Source organism: Streptomyces sp. NBC_00212, assembly GCF_045206365.1.
Classification (GTDB): Bacteria; Actinomycetota; Actinomycetes; order Streptomycetales; family Streptomycetaceae; genus Streptomyces.
This window is the reverse complement of record NZ_CP108115.1, coordinates 3,723,699-3,743,668: the sequence shown is the minus strand read 5'-3', so window position 1 is coordinate 3,743,668 and position 19,970 is coordinate 3,723,699. Positions and strand designations below refer to the sequence as shown.

Annotated in this window: 21 protein-coding genes; 17 read left to right on the top strand and 4 right to left on the bottom strand. The window is 68.4% G+C overall.

What is annotated here, in order from left to right; genetic code table 11:
• Positions 1 to 32: 32 nt before the first annotated feature.
• Together OHA17_RS17020 and OHA17_RS17015 are read right to left on the bottom strand one after the other, a co-directional pair.
• A complete protein-coding gene (locus OHA17_RS17020; protein ID WP_053728828.1) occupies positions 33 to 428 on the bottom strand; it encodes a molybdopterin-binding protein in 396 nt (131 codons plus the stop codon).
• 257 nt (positions 429 to 685) lie between these two features.
• Positions 686 to 1,270, bottom strand: a complete 585-nt coding sequence (locus OHA17_RS17015; protein WP_078966732.1) for a hypothetical protein — start codon at positions 1,268 to 1,270, stop codon at positions 686 to 688.
• Positions 1,271 to 1,444: 174 nt separating this feature from the next.
• Here OHA17_RS17015 and hemL point away from each other — a divergent pair, with 174 nt between their 5' ends.
• From hemL to ccsB, 7 genes are all read left to right on the top strand, one after another.
• Positions 1,445 to 2,767 carry a glutamate-1-semialdehyde 2,1-aminomutase gene (gene hemL, locus OHA17_RS17010; protein WP_398875814.1) on the top strand — a complete coding sequence of 441 codons (1,323 nt, stop codon included), beginning with the start codon at positions 1,445 to 1,447 and terminating at the stop codon, positions 2,765 to 2,767.
• Positions 2,764 to 3,459 carry a histidine phosphatase family protein gene (locus OHA17_RS17005; protein WP_406507331.1) on the top strand — a complete coding sequence of 232 codons (696 nt, stop codon included), beginning with the start codon at positions 2,764 to 2,766 and terminating at the stop codon, positions 3,457 to 3,459. Before hemL ends, OHA17_RS17005 begins: the two co-directional genes overlap by 4 nt.
• Positions 3,460 to 3,706: 247 nt before the next feature.
• A complete protein-coding gene (locus OHA17_RS17000; protein ID WP_406510741.1) occupies positions 3,707 to 4,951 on the top strand; it encodes a hypothetical protein in 1,245 nt (414 codons plus the stop codon).
• A 77-nt stretch (positions 4,952 to 5,028) separates the two neighbouring features.
• Positions 5,029 to 5,637 (top strand): TlpA disulfide reductase family protein, encoded by a 609-nt coding sequence (locus tag OHA17_RS16995; protein WP_053728824.1) that lies wholly within the window; start codon positions 5,029 to 5,031, stop codon positions 5,635 to 5,637.
• Positions 5,638 to 5,668: 31 nt separating this feature from the next.
• On the top strand, positions 5,669 to 6,406 hold the full coding sequence (locus tag OHA17_RS16990) for a cytochrome c biogenesis CcdA family protein (protein WP_078966737.1): 738 nt from the start codon (positions 5,669 to 5,671) through the stop codon (positions 6,404 to 6,406).
• Positions 6,407 to 6,409: 3 nt separating this feature from the next.
• The gene (locus OHA17_RS16985; protein WP_053728822.1) at positions 6,410 to 8,113 is read left to right on the top strand and encodes a cytochrome c biogenesis protein ResB; all 1,704 of its coding nucleotides are present in this window, start codon (positions 6,410 to 6,412) and stop codon (positions 8,111 to 8,113) included.
• On the top strand, positions 8,110 to 9,201 hold the full coding sequence (gene ccsB, locus OHA17_RS16980; protein ID WP_398875812.1) for a c-type cytochrome biogenesis protein CcsB: 1,092 nt from the start codon (positions 8,110 to 8,112) through the stop codon (positions 9,199 to 9,201). The genes OHA17_RS16985 and ccsB overlap by 4 nt, the downstream gene beginning before the upstream one ends.
• 307 nt (positions 9,202 to 9,508) lie before the next feature.
• Here ccsB and OHA17_RS16975 read toward each other — a convergent pair whose 3' ends face one another.
• On the bottom strand, positions 9,509 to 9,787 hold the full coding sequence (locus OHA17_RS16975) for a PLD nuclease N-terminal domain-containing protein (protein WP_406507330.1): 279 nt from the start codon (positions 9,785 to 9,787) through the stop codon (positions 9,509 to 9,511).
• Positions 9,788 to 9,875: 88 nt separating this feature from the next.
• Here OHA17_RS16975 and OHA17_RS16970 point away from each other — a divergent pair, with 88 nt between their 5' ends.
• Genes OHA17_RS16970 through OHA17_RS16960 form a run of 3 tightly spaced genes read left to right on the top strand, consistent with a single transcriptional unit; the run spans position 9,876 to position 13,007 of the window.
• Positions 9,876 to 11,333: a menaquinone biosynthesis decarboxylase gene (locus OHA17_RS16970; RefSeq protein WP_406507329.1), complete on the top strand. Its 1,458-nt coding sequence runs from the start codon at positions 9,876 to 9,878 to the stop codon at positions 11,331 to 11,333.
• A complete protein-coding gene (gene mqnP / locus OHA17_RS16965) occupies positions 11,333 to 12,235 on the top strand; it encodes a menaquinone biosynthesis prenyltransferase MqnP (RefSeq protein WP_406507328.1) in 903 nt (300 codons plus the stop codon). The genes OHA17_RS16970 and mqnP overlap by 1 nt, the downstream gene beginning before the upstream one ends.
• A 46-nt stretch (positions 12,236 to 12,281) precedes the next feature.
• A complete protein-coding gene (locus tag OHA17_RS16960) occupies positions 12,282 to 13,007 on the top strand; it encodes a UbiX family flavin prenyltransferase (RefSeq protein WP_406507327.1) in 726 nt (241 codons plus the stop codon).
• Here OHA17_RS16960 and OHA17_RS16955 read toward each other — a convergent pair.
• The gene (locus OHA17_RS16955) at positions 13,004 to 13,129 is read right to left on the bottom strand and encodes a hypothetical protein (protein ID WP_267887050.1); all 126 of its coding nucleotides are present in this window, start codon (positions 13,127 to 13,129) and stop codon (positions 13,004 to 13,006) included. The genes OHA17_RS16960 and OHA17_RS16955 overlap by 4 nt on opposite strands.
• A 142-nt stretch (positions 13,130 to 13,271) precedes the next feature.
• On the opposite strand from OHA17_RS16955, the gene OHA17_RS16950 reads away from it, so the two are divergent.
• The 7 genes from OHA17_RS16950 to OHA17_RS16920 all read left to right on the top strand — a co-directional run bounded on the left by OHA17_RS16950 (position 13,272) and on the right by OHA17_RS16920 (position 19,923).
• On the top strand, positions 13,272 to 13,721 hold the full coding sequence (locus OHA17_RS16950) for an Lrp/AsnC family transcriptional regulator (RefSeq protein WP_053728817.1): 450 nt from the start codon (positions 13,272 to 13,274) through the stop codon (positions 13,719 to 13,721).
• A 55-nt stretch (positions 13,722 to 13,776) separates the two neighbouring features.
• Positions 13,777 to 14,940 (top strand): aminofutalosine synthase MqnE, encoded by a 1,164-nt coding sequence (gene mqnE / locus OHA17_RS16945; RefSeq protein ID WP_399493481.1) that lies wholly within the window; start codon positions 13,777 to 13,779, stop codon positions 14,938 to 14,940.
• Positions 14,941 to 14,954: 14 nt separating this feature from the next.
• Positions 14,955 to 15,479 carry a GNAT family N-acetyltransferase gene (locus tag OHA17_RS16940; protein ID WP_406507326.1) on the top strand — a complete coding sequence of 175 codons (525 nt, stop codon included), beginning with the start codon at positions 14,955 to 14,957 and terminating at the stop codon, positions 15,477 to 15,479.
• A 112-nt stretch (positions 15,480 to 15,591) separates the two neighbouring features.
• On the top strand, positions 15,592 to 15,888 hold the full coding sequence (locus OHA17_RS16935; protein WP_053728814.1) for a DUF4229 domain-containing protein: 297 nt from the start codon (positions 15,592 to 15,594) through the stop codon (positions 15,886 to 15,888).
• Positions 15,889 to 16,366: 478 nt separating this feature from the next.
• Positions 16,367 to 17,710, top strand: coding sequence for a dicarboxylate/amino acid:cation symporter (locus OHA17_RS16930; RefSeq protein WP_053728813.1), 1,344 nt, complete (start codon positions 16,367 to 16,369; stop codon positions 17,708 to 17,710).
• A 386-nt stretch (positions 17,711 to 18,096) separates the two neighbouring features.
• Positions 18,097 to 18,522, top strand: coding sequence for an RICIN domain-containing protein (locus OHA17_RS16925; RefSeq protein ID WP_406507325.1), 426 nt, complete (start codon positions 18,097 to 18,099; stop codon positions 18,520 to 18,522).
• Between the two features lie 210 nt (positions 18,523 to 18,732).
• Entirely contained in the window at positions 18,733 to 19,923 is a 1,191-nt protein-coding gene (locus OHA17_RS16920) for an acyltransferase family protein (RefSeq protein ID WP_406507324.1), read from the top strand.
• The last annotated feature ends 47 nt before the right edge of the window (positions 19,924 to 19,970 follow it).

Here is a 19,970-nt window from a genome sequence, read left to right as displayed (position 1 = left end):
CGGGGGACGTTCGTGAGTGGCCGGTTTTCGACCTAGGTGCGGTCGATGTGCACGCTGGTGGACTTCACCCGCGCGGTGGCCTGCATGCCCACCTCAAGGCCCAGCTCTTCGACGGCCTCCCGGGTCAGGAGGGAGACCAGCCGGTGCGGACCGGCCTGGATCTCGACCTGGGCGGCGACATCACCGATCTTGACGGCGGTGACGATGCCGGGGAAGGCGTTGCGGACAGAGGTGTAGGGCACCTCTTCCTCGCCGTTGGAGGACTGGCCGACTTCGATGGAGAAGGCGGCCAGATCCCGCCCGTCGATGAGTCGGCGGCCGCCTTCGTCGCGATGGGTCGTGACGCGGCCGCCGTCGGCCCAGCGGCGCACGGTGTCGGGGCTGACGCCGAGCAGACGCGCTGCCTGGCCGATGGTGTAGGACTGCATGTGCGACAAGATAGGCGGCTTCACGCCGCATATACAAAGGGTCCGGCGGAACATACGCCGCAGCTGCAGAGCCAAATGGATGAAGGTCCAAGCTGATCGCCGCACCCGGCCGGGCCCTACGCCCCGCCGCCCCCGGTCACCAGTCCGCGACCCGCAGGGCCTTGTTCCCCACCCGCGGTTCCCCGCCTGTCGCGGTTTCCTGCCCGCCGCGGTTCCCCGCCCGCGCGGCGGGCGCCCCCGGCCGGGCGGTCAGGGGCTTAGGGCCAGACCAGGCAGTAGGGCTGATGCCCCGCCTCATGCAACCGATGCGAGAAGTCCTGCCATTCGTGCAGGAGTTGGTAGACGTTGAAGGCGTCTCGGGGGCCGCCGCGGTCCGGGACGGTGGACCAGATGAAGGCGGCAGCGCCGACCGACTCCTCGCCGACGCCCCGCAGCGGGTCGACGACCGTCATGGGGAGCTTCACCACCGCGTAGTCGGGGTGGAGGACGACGAGTTCCAGGGGCGGGACCTTGTGCAGCGGTATGCCCTGGATGCCGGTGAGGACCATCGCGGCCATCGTCTCCGGCTTGATCTTGGTGAACATGCCGCCCATGCCCAGCTCGTCACCGCCGAGTTCCTCGGGGCGCATGGTCACGGGCACCCGGGCAGCGGTCGCGCCGTCCGGGGCACCGAAGTACTTGTAGGTCACCCCCACACGGCCACTTCCGTTCCCCGCCCCTGCGCCGTCCCCGACCCGGTCGATCCGGTCCTGGGCGTCGCGTCGCCGGTGCCGTCCCCGACGGTGGGCGCGCTCGGGACCCCGGTCATCGGTCCCTTCGCCCAGTCCGCCACCGCGATGCATATCCTTCACCCGACTGCTTGTAGCCCGACTGCTTTGTAGATGGCACGGCCCCCACCGCGCAACCCGATCATCCGCCGATGCAACTCGATCATCTGCGGATCATCGTGTCATTGACCTCCCCCGCGCGGGTGCGGTGAAACACCAGTCCGCAAGATCGCCCGGCCCTCTGCCACCATGGCGTGTGTGAGCTATCCGTACGAATACGACGCCCCAGTTTCGCAGAACCTCTTCGACCGCGCGTCCGCCGTGACGCCCGGCGGCGTGAACTCCCCCGTCCGTGCCTTCCGGGCCGTGGGCGGAACGCCCCGGTTCATGGTGTCCGGTACGGGTCCGTACCTGACCGACGCCGACGGCCGCGAGTACGTCGACCTGGTGTGCTCGTGGGGCCCGATGATCCTCGGGCACGCGCACCCCGAGGTCATCGCCGCCGTGCAGGAGGCCGTCGCCCGTGGCACCTCCTTCGGTACGCCCGGCGAGGGCGAGGTCGCGCTCGCCGAGGAGATCGTGGCCCGGATCGAGCCGGTCGAGCAGGTCCGCCTGGTGTCCTCCGGCACCGAGGCGACCATGTCCGCGATCCGCCTGGCGCGCGGCTTCACCGGCCGTGCCAAGGTCATCAAGTTCGCCGGCTGCTACCACGGCCATGTGGACGCGCTGCTGGCCGCCGCCGGTTCCGGGGTCGCCACGTTCGGCCTCCCCGACACTCCCGGGGTGACCGGCGCGCAGGCCGGTGACACGATCGTGCTGCCGTACAACGATCTTGATGCGGTGCACGCGGCGTTCCACGCCAACCCGGGCGAGATCGCCTGTGTGATCACCGAGGCCTCGCCCGGCAACATGGGTGTCGTCCCGCCGGCGGACGGCTTCAACGCGGGCCTGAAGGCGGCCTGCGCCAAGAACGGCGCGCTGTACATCTCCGACGAGGTGATGACCGGGTTCCGTACGTCCAAGGCGGGCTGGTTCGGCGTCGACGGCGTAGTGCCGGACCTCATGACGTTCGGCAAGGTCATGGGCGGCGGCTTCCCGGCCGCGGCGTTCGGCGGCCGCGCCGACGTCATGGGCCACCTCGCCCCGGCCGGCCCCGTCTACCAGGCGGGCACGCTCTCCGGGAACCCGATCGCGACCGCCGCCGGCCTGGCCCAGCTGCGGCTGCTCGACGACGCCGCGTACGCCAAGGTCGACGCCGTCTCCCGCGAGATCCAGGCGCTGGTGACCGGCGCGCTCAGCAAGGAGGGCGTGGCCCACCGGCTGCAGACCGCGAGCAACATGTTCTCGGTCTTCTTCACGGCCGACGAGGTCCGCGACTACGACGACGCGAAGAAGCAGGAAGCGTTCCGCTTCAACGGGTTCTTCCACTCGATGCTGTCGCAGGGCGTCTACCTGCCGCCGTCGGCGTTCGAGTCCTGGTTCGTGTCGACCGCCCACGACGAGCGCGCGATCGAGCGCATCGCGGCCGCGCTGCCCGCCGCCGCCCGTGCCGCAGCGGAGGCCACCGCATGAGTGAGAACAGCAACGGCGGGAGCGACCTCACCGTCGTGCACCTGATGCGCCACGGTGAGGTGCACAACCCGGACGGCGTGCTCTACGGGCGCCGTTCCGGCTACCACCTCTCCGAGCTCGGCCGGCAGATGGCCGACCGGGTCGCCGAGCACCTCGCGGGCCGCGACATCACCCATGTCGTCGCCTCCCCCCTGGAGCGCGCCCAGGAGACGGCGAGCCCGATCGCCAAGACGCACGGCCTGGACCTCGCCACCGACCCGCGGCTCATCGAGGCGGGCAACGTCTTCGAGGGCAAGACCTTCGGGGTCGGCGACGGCGCGCTGCGCAAGCCCGCCAACTGGAAGCACCTGACGAACCCGTTCCGCCCGTCCTGGGGCGAGCCGTACGTCGAGCAGGTCGTGCGGATGATGGGCGCGCTCGAAGCGGCGCGCGATGCGGCTCGGGGGCACGAGGCGGTGTGCGTCAGCCACCAGCTGCCGATCTGGATCGTGCGCAGCTTCGTCGAGAAGCGGCGGCTCTGGCACGACCCGCGCAAGCGGCAGTGCACGCTGGCCTCGCTGACCAGCTTCACCTATCAGGGCGATCGGATCGTGTCCGTGGGCTACAGCGAGCCCGCCCGCGATCTCGTACCGGCGCATCTGCTGGCCGGTGCCAAGCCGGTCAAGGGCAAGTCGAAGGCCTTCGGCGCCTGACGCGTCCGGCCGGCCGGATCCCTCGGCCGGCCGGCCCGCGCCGGCAACCCGGACCCCGGCTGGCCAGTCCGCCCCCCCGCCTTTCCACCCCGCACCCCTCACCTCGTACGGTTTACGAAGATTTGTGCGAGCTGTGGGGAACCATCCCTGTTTCACCCGGCATCTCACAGATTGCCCAACTGCGGTGACGTACTTGGGCTTCGAGGACGACGAGACGACGGTGCACGCGATGGGAACGGACGGGCTTATGCGGGAGATCGGCCGGAACTTCAGCCGAAGGGGCATGCTGGGACTGGGTCTGGGGGCCGCGGCGGCGGCCGGGCTCACCGGCTGCGGCACTTCGGGCGGTAGCGGATCGAGCGGCAAGGGCGGCGACGACGCGGCCGCCAAGAAGGCCGACGCGAAACTGATAGGTGACGGTTCCACTTCGGACACCGGCAAGCAGCCGCACCAGCCCGACAAGCCCGTCCCGCTCGAACCCGGCCAGACCCCGCCCCAGTTCGTCATCTTCTCGTGGGACGGCGCCGGCGAGGTCGGCAACGGCCTCTTCCCGCGCTTCCTCCAGCTCGCCAAGGACCACGGCGCGGGCATGACGTTCTTCCTCTCCGGCCTCTACCTGCTGCCCGAGGCCAAGAAGCGGCTCTACCAGCCGCCGAACAACCCCGTCGGCGCCTCCGACATCGGCTACCTCTCCGACCCGCACATCAAGGAGACGCTGAAGTACGTCCGCCAGGCGTGGACCGACGGCCATGAGATAGGCACCCACTTCAACGGCCACTTCTGCACCGGACGCGGCACCGTGGAGCACTGGACCGCGGCCCAGTGGCAGAGCGAGATAGACCAGGCGATCGACTTCGTCACCAAGTGGAAGACCAACACCGGCTGGACGGACGAGGACCCGCTGCCGTTCGACTACAAGCGCGAGCTCGCCGGCGGCCGCACGCCCTGCCTGCTCGGCCAGGACAACCTGCTGCCCACCGCACAGAAGCTGGGCTGGCGCTACGACGCCTCCTCGCCCGGCGGCACCCAGGTGTGGCCGGTCAAGCGGCACGGCCTGTGGGACCTGCCGCTCCAGCAAATACCTTTCCCCGGGCATTCGTTCCAGGTCCTGTCGATGGACTACAACATCCTCGCCAACCAGTCGCAGAATTCGACCAAGGCGCCGCCGGCCAACTATCCCGGCTGGCGCAAGCAGGCCACCGAGGCGTATCTCGCCGGATTCAAGCGCGCCTATGAAACCAATCGCGCGCCGTTCTACATCGGAAACCACTTCGAGCAGTGGAACGGCGGCATCTACATGGACGCCGTCGAAGAGGCCTTCAAGGGCATCGTGGCGAAGCGGGACGAGAAGAAGGATGTGAGGCTCGTCTCCTTCAAGCAGTACGTCGACTGGCTCGACGTGCAGGACCCGAAGGTGCTCGCCAAGCTGCGTACGCTCAACGTGGGAGAGGCCCCCGCCGGTGGCTGGAACGCGTTCATGAAGACCGTTTAGGCCTTCCCGACAAGGGGCTTTACGGGCACTCAGGGGGGCGCGGAAGATCCCCGGAACCGCCATGCGAAACTTTTCACATGTCCGTGAGTCCTGCCTTCCGACGCCGTCGCACCTTGACGCTGGCCGCGGCTGCCGCGGCCGCCGGTGCGCTGACCCTGACGGCCTGCGGTTCCGGTGGTACGTCCGGTGGTTCCGGTGACACCAAGTTCGTCACCGGTACCGGCGGCATCGCCACCGTCGCCAAGGGCGACCGCCAGAACGCCCCGGAGCTCTCCGGTGAGACCGTCGACGGCAAACAGCTCGACGTCGCCTCCCTCAAGGGCAAGATCGTCGTGCTGAACGTGTGGGGCTCGTGGTGTGCGCCCTGCCGCGCCGAGGCGCCGTATCTGGCCAAGGTCTCCAAGGAGACGAAGGCCAAGGGCGTCGAGTTCGTCGGGATCAATACCCGCGACACCGACAAGGGCCCGGCCCAGCAGTTCGAGAAGGAATTCGGGGTCGACTATTCGAGCCTGTACGACCCGATCGGCAAGCTCATTCTGCGTTTCCCGAAGGGCAGCCTGAATCCGCAGGCCATTCCGTCGACGATCGTTCTCGACCGGAACGGAAAGATCGCCGCACGCGCTCTGATGGCACTCGACGACACAAAGCTGCACCAGATGATCGACCCGCTGATCGCGGAGAAGTGATCGCGTGATGGCACTGGCCGCCGTCGGCGGAATGAATGAGACGGTCTTCAGCGGGGCCCTTCTGGTGGCCCTGCCGGTCGCCGTACTCGGCGGCCTCGTCTCGTTCTTCTCGCCCTGCGTACTGCCGCTGGTCCCCGGCTACCTCTCGTACGTCACCGGAGTCACCGGCACCGATCTGGCCGAGGCGCGGCGCGGCCGCATGGTGGCGGGCGCGAGCCTGTTCGTGCTCGGCTTCACCGCGGTCTTCGTCTCCGGCGGCGCGCTGTTCGGCTACTTCGGCAGGAACCTCCAGGAGTACGGCGACACGCTCTCCAAGGTCCTCGGCGTCCTGATGATCCTGATGGGCGTCTTCTTCATGGGCCTGATGCCGTGGATGACGCAGCGCGAATTCCGCGTCCACAAGCGGCCGGTGACGGGTCTGGCGGGAGCGCCGCTGCTCGGCGCGCTGTTCGGCATCGGCTGGACGCCGTGCCTGGGCCCGACGCTCACCTCCGTGAACGCGCTGGCGATGGACCAGGCGAGCGCCGGCCGCGGGGCGATACTGACGGTCGCGTACTGTCTCGGCCTCGGGCTGCCGTTCGTGCTCGCGGCGGTCGCCTTCCGCAAGGCGCTCGGCGCCTTCGGCTGGGTCAAGAAGCACTACGTATGGGTGATGCGGATCGGCGGCGGCATGATGATCGTGACCGGTGTGCTGCTGCTGACCGGGGCTTGGGCGGAGCTCGTCCAGCAGGTACAGGGCTGGTCCCAAGGCTTTCAGGTGGGTGTCTGACGCATGAGCAAGACCGAATCGACTCCGGAGCCCGACCTCGGCGAGGCCGGGGCACAGCTCTCCACCGCCCCCACCGAGGAACGCTCCAACGGCCCCGTCGGCATCGGCGTCCTCGGCTGGATCCGCTGGTTCTGGCGGCAGCTGACCTCGATGCGGGTCGCGCTGATCCTGCTCTTCCTGCTGTCGCTCGGCGCCATCCCCGGCTCGCTGATCCCGCAGACCAGCGTCGACGAGATGAAGGTCGCCGACTTCCAGAAGCGGCACGACACCCTCACGCCGATCTACGAGAAGCTCGGCCTCTTCCACGTCTACAGCTCCGTGTGGTTCTCCGCGATCTACATCCTGCTGTTCGTCTCGCTCATCGGCTGCATCGTGCCGCGCACCTGGCAGTTCGTCGGCCAACTGCGCGGACAGCCGCCGGCCGCGCCCGGCCGCCTGACCCGGCTGCCCGCGTACACGACCTGGCGCACCGACGCCGAGCCCGAGCAGGTCCGCGAGGCCGCGCTCGCCATGCTCAAGAAGCGCCGCTTCCGCGCCCGGATCAGCTCGGACGCCGTCGCCGCCGAGAAGGGCTATCTGCGCGAGGCCGGCAACCTGATCTTCCACGTCTCGCTGATCGTGATCCTGGTGGCGTTCGCCACCGGCCAGCTCTTCAAGTCCGAGGGCGGCAAGCTGATCGTCCAGGGCGACGGGTTCTCCAACACGCTCACCCAGTACGACGACTTCAGGTCGGGCTCGCTCTTCGACACCGAGGACCTGGCGCCGTTCAGCTTCACCCTTGACCGGTTCGACGCGTCGTACGAGCGCAGCGGGCCCGAGCTGGGCACGGCCCGCGAGTTCAAGGCGCACCTCACCTACTCCGAGGGCGCCGACGGCAAGCCGCAGCAAAAGGTCGTCGAGGTCAACAAGCCGCTCGTCGTCGACGGTTCCAAGGTCTACCTGCTCTCGCACGGCTACGCGCCGACGGTCACCGTCAAGGACGGCCAGGGCAAGGTCGTCTTCCAGGGCTCGGTCCCGCTGCTGCCGATGGACAACAACCTCACGTCCAGCGGCGCCATCAAGGTGCTCGACGGCTACCGCGACGCCAAGGGGAACAAGGACCAGCTCGGTTTCGCCGCGTTCTTCGTGCCGACCTTCGGCGGCAAGGGCACCGGCGCGACCCAGATGTTCTCGAAGTTCCCCGCGCCCGACTTCCCGGTGCTCAACATCGGCGCCTACCACGGCGACCTCGGCCTCAACTCGGGCCTGCCGAAGAACGTGTACCAGCTGGACACCAGCAGCCGTTCCATCAAGCCCTTCAAGGACGCCCAGGGCAACATCCTGAAGAAGCTGCTGCTGCCGGGCGAGACCCTTCAACTGCCCGACGGCGCCGGGTCGATCACCTTCGACAAGGGCCCCATCAAGCAGTGGGCGAGCTTTCAGATCTCCCACCAGCCGGCCAACGGTCTCGCCCTCACCGGCGCGATCGGGGCCATCGCCGGCCTCGCCGGCTCGCTGTTCATCCAGCGGCGCCGGGTCTGGGTCCGGGCCGTCCGAGGCGATGACGGAGTGACCGTCGTCGAGATGGCCGGGCTCGGCCGCAGCGAGTCCGCGAAGCTTCCCGAGGAGCTGGCCGATCTCGCGGTCACGCTCATCCCACAGGCGCCGACCGCGCCGGATCCCGAACCCGAACCCTCAGTTGTTCCTGCCGAAGGGGCTGAGAAGTGAATCTCGCCGCCACCACCAATGAGAGCCTGGCGCACACCAGCAACTACCTCATCTACTCGTCGATGGCCGTGTACCTGCTGGCCTTCTTCGCCAACATGGCCGAGTGGCTCTTCGGCAGCCGCAGCAAGGTCGCCCGCACGGCGGCCGCGCTGACCGGCGCCGGTCAGCAGGCCAAGGACGCGGGCACCGTCAAGGTCGAGGTCGCCACCAAGAACGGCGGCACCGCCGTCCTGGAGCGGCCCAAGGTCGTGACCCGGTCGGCCGCCGGAACCCGCGACGTGCCGGACGGCCCCGGTGCCTCCGGCGGCGACGAGAAGGGCGACCTCTACGGGCGCATCGCCGTCTCCCTGACGGTGCTCGCCTTCCTCATCGAGTTCTCCGGTGTGCTGACCCGCGCGCTGTCCGTGCAGCGGGCGCCGTGGGGCAACATGTACGAGTTCAACCTGACCTTCTCCACGGTCGCGGTCGGCGTGTACCTGACGCTGCTTGCCCTGAAGAAGAACGTCGGCTGGCTCGGCCTCCCGCTGGTCACCACGGTCCTGCTCGACCTGGGCCTCGCGGTCACGGTGCTCTACACCGCCAGCGACCAGCTGGTCCCGGCGCTGCACTCGTACTGGCTGTGGATCCACGTCTCCACCGCGATCTTCTGCGGCGCGGTCTTCTACGTCGGCGCGGTCGCCACGATCCTGTACCTCTTCCGCGACCGGTACGAGGCGAAGCTCGCCGAGGGCGGCAAGCCGGGTGCCTTCGCGACGTCCGTCCTGGAGCGGCTGCCGGCCGCGTCCACCCTGGACAAGTTCGCCTACCGCGTGAACGCGGCGGTCTTCCCGCTGTGGACGTTCACGATCATCGCGGGCGCGATCTGGGCGGGCGACGCCTGGGGCCGCTACTGGGGCTGGGACCCGAAGGAGACCTGGTCCTTCATCACCTGGGTCGCGTACGCCTGCTACCTGCACGCCCGCGCCACGGCCGGCTGGAAGGGCCGCAAGGCGGCGACGCTGGCGCTGATCGCGTTCGGGTGCTGGCTGTTCAACTACTACGGCGTGAACATCTTCGTGAACGGCAAGCACTCTTACGCGGGCGTCTGACCGGTACGGGATCACCCAGCACTGGGGCGGGCCTCCTGGGGCTCCGCCCCAGACCCCGTTCGCGCCTGAAGGCCGCTCGTCCTCAAACTCCCCCAAGGCCTTAAGGGCCAGGGGGGACCCCCATGACGGGCTGGGAATGCCTGCATGGGCACCCTGCGAAGGTCAACCCTGCCAGGGGCGCGGGGAACTGCGCGACCAGCCACGCACGGTCCGCGGCCGATAGCACTCCACCCCCGGCGGGTTTAGGGAAGGGGCGGGGAGGGGCCGGAACCGGGGTCTGGGGCGGAGCCCCAGGGAGCACCCCGGGCTAGGCCTCTTCGCCGCGTTCGCGCCGCTTCCGGTCCTCCAGGGTTGCCAAGAACGCCGGGTTGTCATCCGGCGCCGTCCAGCGGGCCGGCCCGCGGCGGACCTTGCCGGCGACGAGCCAGGCGACCGGGCCGACCAAGACCTCCCCGAACAGCAGCACGATGATGATCCACACCACCTTGGGGAGGCCCTTGACCTCCGCCTCGGGGGTGTTGAGGCAGTCGATGAACGCGTAGATCCACAGCGCCAGGACCAGCAGGAACGGCAGATACCTGAGCATGGTTGGAGGGTCCCCCCGGGAACGGTTGCGGGCCGTGCCTAGGCCCCGGTGACCCGGCCAGGGTATCGGGTGCCCGATACTTGACCCCATGGCTTATGACGATCTCCGATCGCTGCTCAGGGCGCTGGAGCGCGAGGGCGACCTCAAGCGCATCAAGGCCGAGGTCGACCCGTATCTCGAAGTCGGCGAGATCGTCGACCGGGTCAACAAGGCCGGCGGCCCCGCCCTCCTCTTCGAGAACGTCAAGGGCGCGTCCATGCCCCTGGCCATGAACGTGTACGGCACCGACCGCCGCCTGCTCAAGGCGCTCGGCCTCAAGTCGTACGAGGAGATCAGCGACAAGATCGGCGGGCTGCTCAAGCCGGAGCTGCCGCAGGGCTTCGTCGGCATCCGCGAGGCCTTCGGCAAGCTCGGCTCGATGGTGCACGTGCCGCCGAAGAAGGTGAAGCAGGAGGCCGCGCCCGTCCAGGAAGTCGTCCTGACCGGCGACGACGTCGACCTTGACCAGCTGCCCGCGCTCTTCACCTGGCCCGAGGACGGCGGCTCATTCTTCAACCTGGGCCTCACCCACACCAAGCACCCCGAGACGGGCGTGCGCAACCTCGGCCTCTACCGCCTCCAGCGCCACGACAAGCGCACCATCGGCATGCACTGGCAGATCCACAAGGACAGCCGCAACCACTACGCCGTCGCCGCCAAGAAGGGTGAGCGGCTGCCGGTCGCGATCGCGTTCGGCTGCCCGCCGGCCGTCACGTACGCCTCGACCGCGCCGCTGCCGGGTGACATCGACGAGTACCTCTTCGCCGGGTTCATCCAGGGCAAGCGGATCGAGATGGTCGACTGCAAGACGGTGCCGCTGCAGGTCCCGGCCAACGCCGAGGTCGTCATCGAGGGCTGGCTGGAACCGGGCGAGATGCTGCCGGAGGGCCCGTTCGGCGACCACACCGGGTTCTACACCCCGCAGGAACCGTTCCCCGCGCTGACGATCGACTGCGTGACGATGCGCAGGCGTCCGCTGCTCCAGTCCATCGTGGTCGGCCGGCCGCCGACCGAGGACGGCCCCCTCGGCCGCGCCACCGAGCGGTTCTTCCTGCCGCTCCTCAAGATCATCGTGCCGGACATCGTGGACTACCACCTGCCGGAGTCGGGCGGCTTCCACAACTGTGCGATCGTCTCGATCGACAAGAAGTACCCCAAGCACGCGCAGAAGGTCATGCACGCGATCTGGGGCGCGCACATGATGTCGCTCACCAAACTGATCGTGATCGTGGACGCCGACTGCGACGTCCACAACCTGCACGAAGTGTCCTGGCGGGCCTTCGGGAACACCGACTACGCCCGCGACCTGACCGTCGTCGAAGGCCCGGTCGACCACCTCGACCACGCCTCCTACCAGCAGTTCTGGGGCGGCAAGGCGGGCATCGACGCGACCGCGAAGTGGCCCGAGGAGGGCTACACGCGCGACGGCGGCTGGCCCGCCATGGTCGAGTCGGATCCGCAGACGGCGTCGAAGGTCGACCGCCGCTGGAAGGAGTACGGGCTCTAGTGAGTGCCTCTGCCGCAGCAGTCCCCCAGCCGGGGCGGACCAAGGCGTTCCTGCGCCTGGTCATGATCGAGCACTCGGTCTTCGCGCTGCCCTTCGCCTACACCGCCGCGCTGACCGCGATGTTCCAGCTCGACGGCAACATCCACTGGGGACGGCTGCTCCTGGTCACCGTCGCCATGGTGGGTCTGCGTACGTTCGCGATGGCCTGCAACCGGATCATCGACCGCGAGATCGACGCCCGTAACCCGCGCACCGCGGGCCGCGAGCTGGTCACCGGTGCGGTCTCGGTGCGCTCCGCCTGGACGGGCGCGCTCATCGCCCTCGTCGTCTTCCTCGGCGCGGCCGCCGCCCTCAATCCGCTGTGCCTGGCGCTCGCGCCGGTCGCGGTGATCCCGATGGTGGTCTATCCGTACGGGAAGCGGTTCACCAACTTCCCGCAGGCCATCCTCGGCATCGCGCAGGCGATGGGCCCGGTCGGCGCCTGGATCGCGATCACGGGCTCGTGGTCGTGGGACGCGGTGATCCTGGGTCTCGCCATCGGCATCTGGATCGGCGGCTTCGACCTGATCTATGCCTGCCAGGACGTCGAGGCCGACCGCGGCCACGGCGTGAAGTCGGTGCCGGCCCGCTTCGGCATCCCGGCCGCGATCTACGGCGCGCGCGGCTGCCACTCCGTGACGATGGCCCTGCTCGTCTGGTACGCCCTCGCGACCGGCGCCGGGTTCTTCTTCTGGCTGGGCCTGTTCATCGTGCTCGCGGCGTTCCTCTACGAGCACACCCTGGTCAAGCCGCACGACCTGTCCCGCCTCAACCGGGCGTTCTTCCAGGTCAACGGCTTCATCGGGATCGCCCTGTTCCTCTGCGCGCTGATCGATCTGCTGGTGCGGGGCCTGACGGTCTGACACCTGGCCGGGCCCTGCCCGCGGGCCGCCGGATAGGCTCGGACACGTGGAGCACGTGAACGTACACAGTCAGCAGCGCACGCCGTGGGTCGTCGGCGTGTCGGGTGCCTCGGGGACGCCGTACGCGGCGGCGGTGCTGCGCGCGCTGCTCGCGGCCGGGGAGAGCGTGGACCTGGTGGTGTCGCGGGCCTCGCGCCTGACGCTGCTCGACGAGACCGGCATCGCGTTCCGCGACGCGCACTGGCAGGACGACCTGCGTACGTGGCTGGCGCGGGGTGCGGACGGCAAGCCGGACGCCTTCGGGGCGCCCGACGTGTCGGACGTACGGCACTGGGCGGCCGGGGATCTGGCGGCCGGGCCCTCGTCGGGCTCGTACTCCGTGAAGGGGATGCTGATCGTGCCGGCGTCGACGGCCTGTGTGGCCGGGGTCGCGCTGGGGCTTTCGAAGGACCTGTTGCAGCGGGCCGCGAGCGTGACGCTCAAGGAGCGGCGGAAGCTGGTGGTCGCGGTGCGCGAGACGCCGCTGAACGGACAGACGCTCAAGCACCTGGTGACGCTGGACGAGGCGGGCGCAGTGGTGCTGCCCGCCTCTCCGGCGTTCTACGCGGGGGCGACGCACATCCAGGATCTGGTGGAGTTCGTCGCGGGGCGCGTACTGGATGCGGCAGGGGTGCCGCACGGCCTGTACCGCCGTTGGGAGGGAGAGCTCGGATCGGGATCCCCCCTGGTCGACCGGGGTCGAGACCTTGGGGGAGGCTCTCGCGGGAACTAGCGCTTCTTGGCGGCGCGCTTGGGGGCGCGGAGCTTCGTCGCGGACGGCTGGTGGGCACGGGACCGGTTGGCCAGGTCCTGAAGCTCGCGCATCCGGGCGTAGGCCATCTCGATCGTGTACACGGTGACAACTCCTGAAAGATCGTCTTTGATCTGCTGGAAATTCATGCAAGCAGCTGAATGATTCGCAGGGTGTCGTCCCTGCATGCCTTAGATTCTACACGTAAACTCGCGGTATCGCTGAACAATGGAAGGCTTCAGGCATATGGACGCCGTCGATAGGCAGCTCATCCAGGCACTGCGCGAGAACGGCAGGGCCTCGTACGCGGAGCTGGGCCGGCTCGTCGGGCTCTCCGGCCCCAGCGTCACCGACCGCATCAACCGGCTGGAGGCCGCCGGTGTCATCACCGGATACCGCGCCACGGTCGACGCGGCCTCGCTCGGCCTCGGTGTCACCGCGCTGATCGGCATCTCCCTCTCGGACGCCGCCGACCACGAGGACGTGGCCCGGCGCCTGCGCGACCTCGCCGAGATCGAGGACTGCTGGTTCATCGCGGGCGACGACTCGTACATGCTCAAGATCCGGGCCGGTGACGTGGACGGCCTGGAGAAGACGATCCGCCGCCTCGGCTCGACCAAGGGCGTCTCGCGCACCCGCACCACGATCGTGCTCTCCACCAAGTGGGAGAACCGGGTCGGGGAACTTCCCGAGTAGGGCGGGGCGTACCTTTGGTGGAGCCTGAAAGACACACGTATGGGAGGCGGCCTTGATGGACGCGGGACTCAAGCGCGAGCTGGAGCAGAAGGTCCGGGCCGGTGAGCGGCTCAGCCGCGAGGACGGCATCGCGCTCTACGCGTCGGACGATCTGGCCTGGCTCGGCGGGCTCGCCCACGAGGTGCGCACGCGCAAGAACGGCGACGTCGTCCACTTCAACGTGAACCGTCACCTCAACATGACCAACGTGTGCACGGCGTCGTGCGCGTACTGCTCGTTCCAGCGCAAGCCGGGCGAGAAGGACGCGTACACGATGCGCATCGAGGAGGCCGTCCGCCTCGCCAAGGCGATGGAGAACGACAACCTCACCGAGCTGCACATCGTCAACGGGCTCCACCCGACGCTCCCTTGGCGCTACTACCCGCGCTCGCTCAAGGCCCTCAAGGAGGCGCTGCCGAACGTCGGCCTGAAGGCGTTCACGGCGACGGAGATCCACCACTTCGAGACGATCTCCGGGCTGACCGCGAGCGAGATCCTCGACGAGCTCATCGACGCCGGCCTCGAATCGCTGACGGGCGGCGGCGCCGAGATCTTCGACTGGGAGGTCCGCCAGCACATCGTGGACCACCGCACGCACTGGGAAGACTGGTCGCGCATCCACCGCCTGGCCCACGAGAAGGGCCTCAAGACCCCCTCGACCATGCTGTACGGGCACATCGAGGAGCCGCGTCACCGCGTCGACCACGTGCTGCGCCTGCGCGAGCTCCAGGACGAGACCGGCGGTTTCCAGGTCTTCATCCCGCTGCGCTACCAGCACGACTTCGTGGACATGCAGGACGGCAAGGTCCGCAACAAGCTCCAGGCGCGCACCACGATGGCGACGGGCGCCGAGTCGCTCAAGACGTTCGCGGTCTCCCGCCTGCTGTTCGACAACGTGCCGCACGTGAAGTGCTTCTGGGTCATGCACGGCCTGCAGACCACTCAGCTCGCCCTCCAGCACGGCGCGGACGACATGGACGGCTCGGTCGTCGAGTACAAGATCACGCACGACGCCGACAACTACGGCACGCCGAACAAGCTGACCCGGGACGACCTGCTCGACCTCATCCGCGAGGCCGGCTTCCGCCCCGTCGAGCGGAACACGCGGTACGAGATCATCCGTGAGTACCCGGGCCCGGACGCGGAGCTGCGCGAAACACCGCAGGCCATGCGCTTCTGAGACGGTCTTCCGGTATGGCGCTCACCTTCGAACTCGACCCGCCGGTCACGCCCGCCCTGCGCGACGGGCTGCTCGACCTGTGGACCGAGGTGTCCAACGCGGACGGGGCCGTCGGGTTCGTCCCGCCGGTCTCCGCCGAGGACGTTCGGCCCGAACTGGTCAAGCACTTCGTGGCGATGGCCGAGGGACGGATGCGGCTGCTCGTCGGGTTCGACGAGGAGGGGCGGGTCGCCGCCACCGCGTTCATCGCCTACAACACGCACCGCCTCATGGCGCACTGGGTGTGGCTGTACACGGTCATGGTGCACCCCGCGCACCAGGGCAAGGGGTACGGCCGCGACCTGATGACGGCGACCGCGGACGCGGTGCGGGGCCTCGACGGCATCGAGGCGATCCGGCTCACCTGCCGGGGCGGCACCGGCGTCGACCGGTTCTACGGCTCGTGCGGTTACAAGGAGGTCGGGCGGGTGCCCGGCGCGATCCGCGTCGCGGACGGCGACGACCGGGACGACATCATCATGCTGCTGCCGCTGACCTGAGCAGGCCCTGGGGCGGGCTGCCCGCACCCGGGGAGCCGCGCCCGCTGAACTGATCCATTTGCGGGCGTGCTTCACTAGTCGGGCAGGGGCCACCGTAGAGAGAAGGTCAGTAGTGAACGCCGCAAAGCCGAGCGCCACCATCTGGTACACCATGCTGCGCGTGGGGATCTTCATCGGCAGCCTGGTCTTCGTCGGCCTGCTGGTCCAGTTCGGCGTGCTGCCGAAGGGGCTCGGCCACTCCAACTTCATCTGGGTGATCCTGCTCGCCCTCGTGATCTCCGCGCCGCTGAGCTTCGTACTCCTGCGCAAGCAGCGCGACGCGATGTCCGTCCAGCTCGTCAACAAGGTGGAGAACGCCAAGGCGAAGCTGGAGGCGAACCGGTCGCAAGAGGACGGTCTCGTCCAGTAGGCGACCCGCGTTAGGTAGTTCACACGCTTGGACGGCCCGGTCCCGAAGCTCACGGCTTCGGGACCGGGCCGCCGCTGTTTCCAGCCCAGTTGGAGTGGCTTCCGGCCGACCCGGGAGTACTCGGGGGTCATCCCGGGGTAAAAGAACTGCTTTGAGGTTCTCAAAGTTCAAGTGTTAACGTGTTCGACATGACGACAGCAGCTGTGCACCAGCACCCCACCGGCGGCGCCGTTCCGCTCGTGGCGCGTCTGCATGTCGACCTCTGCCGCTGCATGTCCGCGGTCTGTTGCCGCGACGTCTGACCCCGGCATCATGCGGCGGTGTCCCCAGCGTTACGTGACCGGTCCACGCCGACCAGTCCCTTGTGAACGGGCGCCGCGCTCATCCGTCAGAACGCCAGAACGCCAGAACGTCAGCACCTCTGAAGGTCTCCTGAACGTCTGAACGTCCCCGTCTCCGCTCACCAGGGAGTGTTTCCGTGTCCTCCGCGACCACCGAGGAGAAGCCCAAGCGAGGCTTCTCCATATCGTCCAAGTTCCCCTTCTGGGCCCAGATCATCGCGGGTCTGGTCCTCGGCGGCCTGCTCGGCTGGCTCGCCCGCAGCCAGGACGTCGGCTGGCTCAAGGACACGCTTGAGCAAATAGGCAGCATCTTCGTCCAGCTCCTGAAGCTGGCCGTCGCGCCGCTCGTCTTCTTCGCGATCCTGGTGTCGATCACCAACCTGCGCAAGGTCAACAACGCCGCCCGGCTCGCCACGCGCACGCTGCTCTGGTTCATGATCACGTCACTGATCGCGGTGGCGATAGGCCTGGTCATAGGCCTGCTGACCAACCCGGGTTCGGGCACGGGCCTGACCCCGAAGGACGGCAAGCTGCCCAAGCACACGGGCTCCTGGCTGGACTTCCTGACGGGCATCATCCCGACGGACGTGGTGACGCCGTTCACCGAACTGAACGTCCTGCAGATCGTGTTCATGGCCGCCGTCGCCGGCATCGCGCTGCTCCAGCTCGGCGAGAAGGCCAAGCCGATCCTGACGCTCAGCGAGGCCGTCCTCGAACTCCTCCAGAAGGCCCTGTGGTGGGTCATCCGGCTCGCCCCGCTCGGCACGCTCGGCCTCATCGGCTTCGCCATCGCCGACTACGGCTGGGACCTCATCGGCAAGTACGCCACCTTCACCGCCGACGTCTACATCGGCTGCGCCCTGGTGATGTTCGGGGTGTACCCGCTGCTGCTCGCCACCGTCGCCAAGGTCAACCCGCTCCAGTTCTTCAAGGGTGCCTGGCCCGCGATCCAGCTGGCCTTCGTCTCCCGCTCCTCGGTCGGCACGATGCCGCTGACGCAGAAGGTCACCGAGCGGCTCGGCGTGCCCAAGGAGTACGCGTCCTTCGCGGTGCCGTTCGGCTCGACCACCAAGATGGACGGCTGCGCCGCGATCTACCCGGCGCTGGCGGCGATCTTCATAGCCCAGATCTTCGACGTGCACCTGGGTGTCGGCGACTACGTCCTGATCGCCTTCGTGTCGGTCATCGGCTCGGCGGCGACGGCGGGCCTGACGGGCGCCACGGTCATGCTGACCCTGACCCTCTCCACGCTGGGCCTCCCCCTGGAGGGCGTCGGCCTGCTCATGGCCATCGACCCGGTCCTGGACATGATGCGTACGGCTACGAACGTGGCGGGCCAGGCGCTGGTGCCGGTCATCGTGTCGGCGCGGGAGAACATCCTGGACCGGAAGGCGTTCGACTCGGTGCACCTTTCGCCGGTCGGCGACGACTACGACGTCCGTGAGGCAGAGCAGAAGGTGACGGTTTCGGCGGCTGCCTGACCACTCCACTCCTGAGACGCCCGTGCCCGCCCGTGTGGGGGGTGCGGGCGTCTGGCGTGAGGCCCCGAGACCCTTTCCGGGCGGATGGTGGAGCGCCGCGGTGGCCGGTCCCGACCGCACTCTCGCGCCTTGGCGCGGAGCCCACTTGACGGAGACGAGCCCGCCGCTCAGGCCGCGCGCGAACCCGTATCCGGAAGCGCGGACGGGCCGGATTCCCGCCGTACCGATGCACCCGCCGGGCGCATATACACGCTCAAGTCCCTTATAACCAGGCCAAGTTGAATTGTGCCGGATCGACCGGACGCATCCGTTACGCTCCGACCACTCCACGCCTAGGGTGAGGGAGCTCGATCAGACCCGTACACCGTCCTGACCTGGAGGCTTTCATGCCGATCCTGCCCGATGGCGAGTACCTGATCAAGAACGCGGCCGAAGACCTGTACGTGGACGTCTCCGGCGGGAGCCCGCACCCCAACACGCCCATCATCGGCTGGCCGCTCAGCAAGGAGCCCAACCAGAAGTGGCGTCTGACCTGCATCAACGGCATCAACGAGTTCCACATCAAGAGCTCGCTCAGCACCGGTGAGCCGTTCTTCGCGCTGAGCGCCCTGCGCATCTTCCCGCCGCGCATCGCGGTGCAGCCGTTCCCGGAGCGCTGGTCGATCGAGCCCGTCGGCGAGCACCTGTACCGCATCGCCTTCCCGTACATGGACGGCGTCGTGACGCTCCCCGACGGCCAGAAGGGCACGCAGCTCACCGTCCAGCCCTTCGAGGGCCTCCGCTTCCAGAAGTGGACCTTCGAACAGGCCTGAGCCGGGTCGACAGCGCGGTCGCACCTCTTCCCGAAGGGGGTGCGGCCGCGTTGTCGTGTCATCCCGGTTGAGGTTGCCGGGTCCGGCACCCCAGAGGCTGCCGCCGTCGGGTTCGTGAGAACATGGCCCGCACATAATTTACCCACAGGTAGTTCGTCGGGAACCGCCCGACCCGTCGCGTCCCTGAACAGGACGCTGTGGAGGTTCCCCATGTCCCAGCGTCGTCCGGCGACCAGGCTCGCGGCGTTGGACGGGCTCCGGCTCGTCGCCGCTCTGATGGTGGTCTGCTACCACTACCTCGCCCTGAGCCGGCCCTGGGGCCACAACCCGGCCACGATCTTCCCGACGCTGCACAGGTTCGCCGAGTTCGGCTGGCTGGGCGTCGAGGTGTTCTTCCTGGTCAGCGGGTTCGTCATCTGTATGAGCGTGTGGGGTCGCAGCCTCGGCGACTTCGCCGTCTCCCGCGTCTCCCGGCTCTTCCCCGCCTACTGGGTCGCCGTGCCGCTGACCGCGCTGGTCGTGAAGAAGTGGCCTGAGATCACGTCGATACGTGGCTGGGACGACGTGATCGTCAACCTGACCATGGTGCAGGCCGGCAACAACACCAGGAACGTCGACGACGTGTACTGGACGCTCTTCGTGGAGCTCAAGTTCTACGTCCTGATGGCGATCGTCGTCCTCTGCGGGGTGACCTACCGCAACCTGCTCATCTTCATCGGGGTGTGGACCGTCGCGGCGGCCCTCGCGCCCAGCCTCGGTTTCCCGGCGCTCGCGGCGTTCGCGATGCCGCAGTACGCGCCGTTCTTCATCGCGGGCATCGCCTTCTACCTGATGCGCCGTTTCGGACAGAACGCCCTGCTCTGGGGCATCGTCCTGTTCCAACTGCTGCTCGCACAGCGGTACATCCACTACCGCCTGGCCAGCAACCTCGGGCACGTCGCCGCCGAGCACCTGCCGACCTGGCCGGTCCGGCTGATCATCATCGCCGGGTTCGCCGTGGTCGGCGCGATCGCCCTCGGCGTCTTCGACAAGATCCAGTGGAAGTGGCTCTCCACCGCCGGAGCGATCACTTATCCGCTGTACCTGATCCACATGTTCATCGGCATGACCCTCATCCACCACTTCCGCAACCGGCTCCCCGCCCCGGTCCTCGTGGTCTCGGTCATCGCGCTGATGATGGCCACCGCATGGCTCATCCACCGCTTCGTGGAACGCCCCGTCGGCAAGTGGATACGCAACTCCATGAAGCGCGGCATCGAAGACGTACGCCTCCACACACCCGCCCGCCGACACGGCCGGACCCGTGTCGTCATCGAGTCCTCCGCCGTTTCCGCTGCGCCAGCGGAATCCGAGAGGGACGCAGCGCTCCTCATGGGAAGTGCTGAACCGCAGGCTCGCTGATCGTGACGGGGGCCGTTCTGGGCGGGCCCGGCAACGGCGCGTACGTC

Excerpts from the sequence above, each read along its gene's own strand:
- OHA17_RS16975 (WP_406507330.1), bottom strand. The coding sequence starts at position 9,787 with ATGCTCAGGTATCTGCCGTTCCTGCTGGTCCTGGCGCTGTGGATCTAC.
- OHA17_RS16925 (WP_406507325.1), top strand. The coding sequence starts at position 18,097 with ATGCCGATCCTGCCCGATGGCGAGTACCTGATCAAGAACGCGGCCGAA.
- OHA17_RS17000 (WP_406510741.1), top strand. The coding sequence starts at position 3,707 with ATGCGGGAGATCGGCCGGAACTTCAGCCGAAGGGGCATGCTGGGACTG.
- hemL (WP_398875814.1), top strand. The coding sequence starts at position 1,445 with ATGGCGTGTGTGAGCTATCCGTACGAATACGACGCCCCAGTTTCGCAG.
- OHA17_RS16970 (WP_406507329.1), top strand. The coding sequence starts at position 9,876 with ATGGCTTATGACGATCTCCGATCGCTGCTCAGGGCGCTGGAGCGCGAG.
- OHA17_RS16940 (WP_406507326.1), top strand. The coding sequence starts at position 14,955 with ATGGCGCTCACCTTCGAACTCGACCCGCCGGTCACGCCCGCCCTGCGC.
- OHA17_RS17015 (WP_078966732.1), bottom strand. The coding sequence starts at position 1,270 with ATGCATCGCGGTGGCGGACTGGGCGAAGGGACCGATGACCGGGGTCCC.
- OHA17_RS16995 (WP_053728824.1), top strand. The coding sequence starts at position 5,029 with ATGTCCGTGAGTCCTGCCTTCCGACGCCGTCGCACCTTGACGCTGGCC.
- OHA17_RS16950 (WP_053728817.1), top strand. The coding sequence starts at position 13,272 with ATGGACGCCGTCGATAGGCAGCTCATCCAGGCACTGCGCGAGAACGGC.
- OHA17_RS16990 (WP_078966737.1), top strand. The coding sequence starts at position 5,669 with ATGAATGAGACGGTCTTCAGCGGGGCCCTTCTGGTGGCCCTGCCGGTC.
- OHA17_RS17005 (WP_406507331.1), top strand. The coding sequence starts at position 2,764 with ATGAGTGAGAACAGCAACGGCGGGAGCGACCTCACCGTCGTGCACCTG.
- mqnE (WP_399493481.1), top strand. The coding sequence starts at position 13,777 with ATGGACGCGGGACTCAAGCGCGAGCTGGAGCAGAAGGTCCGGGCCGGT.
- OHA17_RS16985 (WP_053728822.1), top strand. The coding sequence starts at position 6,410 with ATGAGCAAGACCGAATCGACTCCGGAGCCCGACCTCGGCGAGGCCGGG.
- OHA17_RS16920 (WP_406507324.1), top strand. The coding sequence starts at position 18,733 with ATGTCCCAGCGTCGTCCGGCGACCAGGCTCGCGGCGTTGGACGGGCTC.
- OHA17_RS17020 (WP_053728828.1), bottom strand. The coding sequence starts at position 428 with ATGCAGTCCTACACCATCGGCCAGGCAGCGCGTCTGCTCGGCGTCAGC.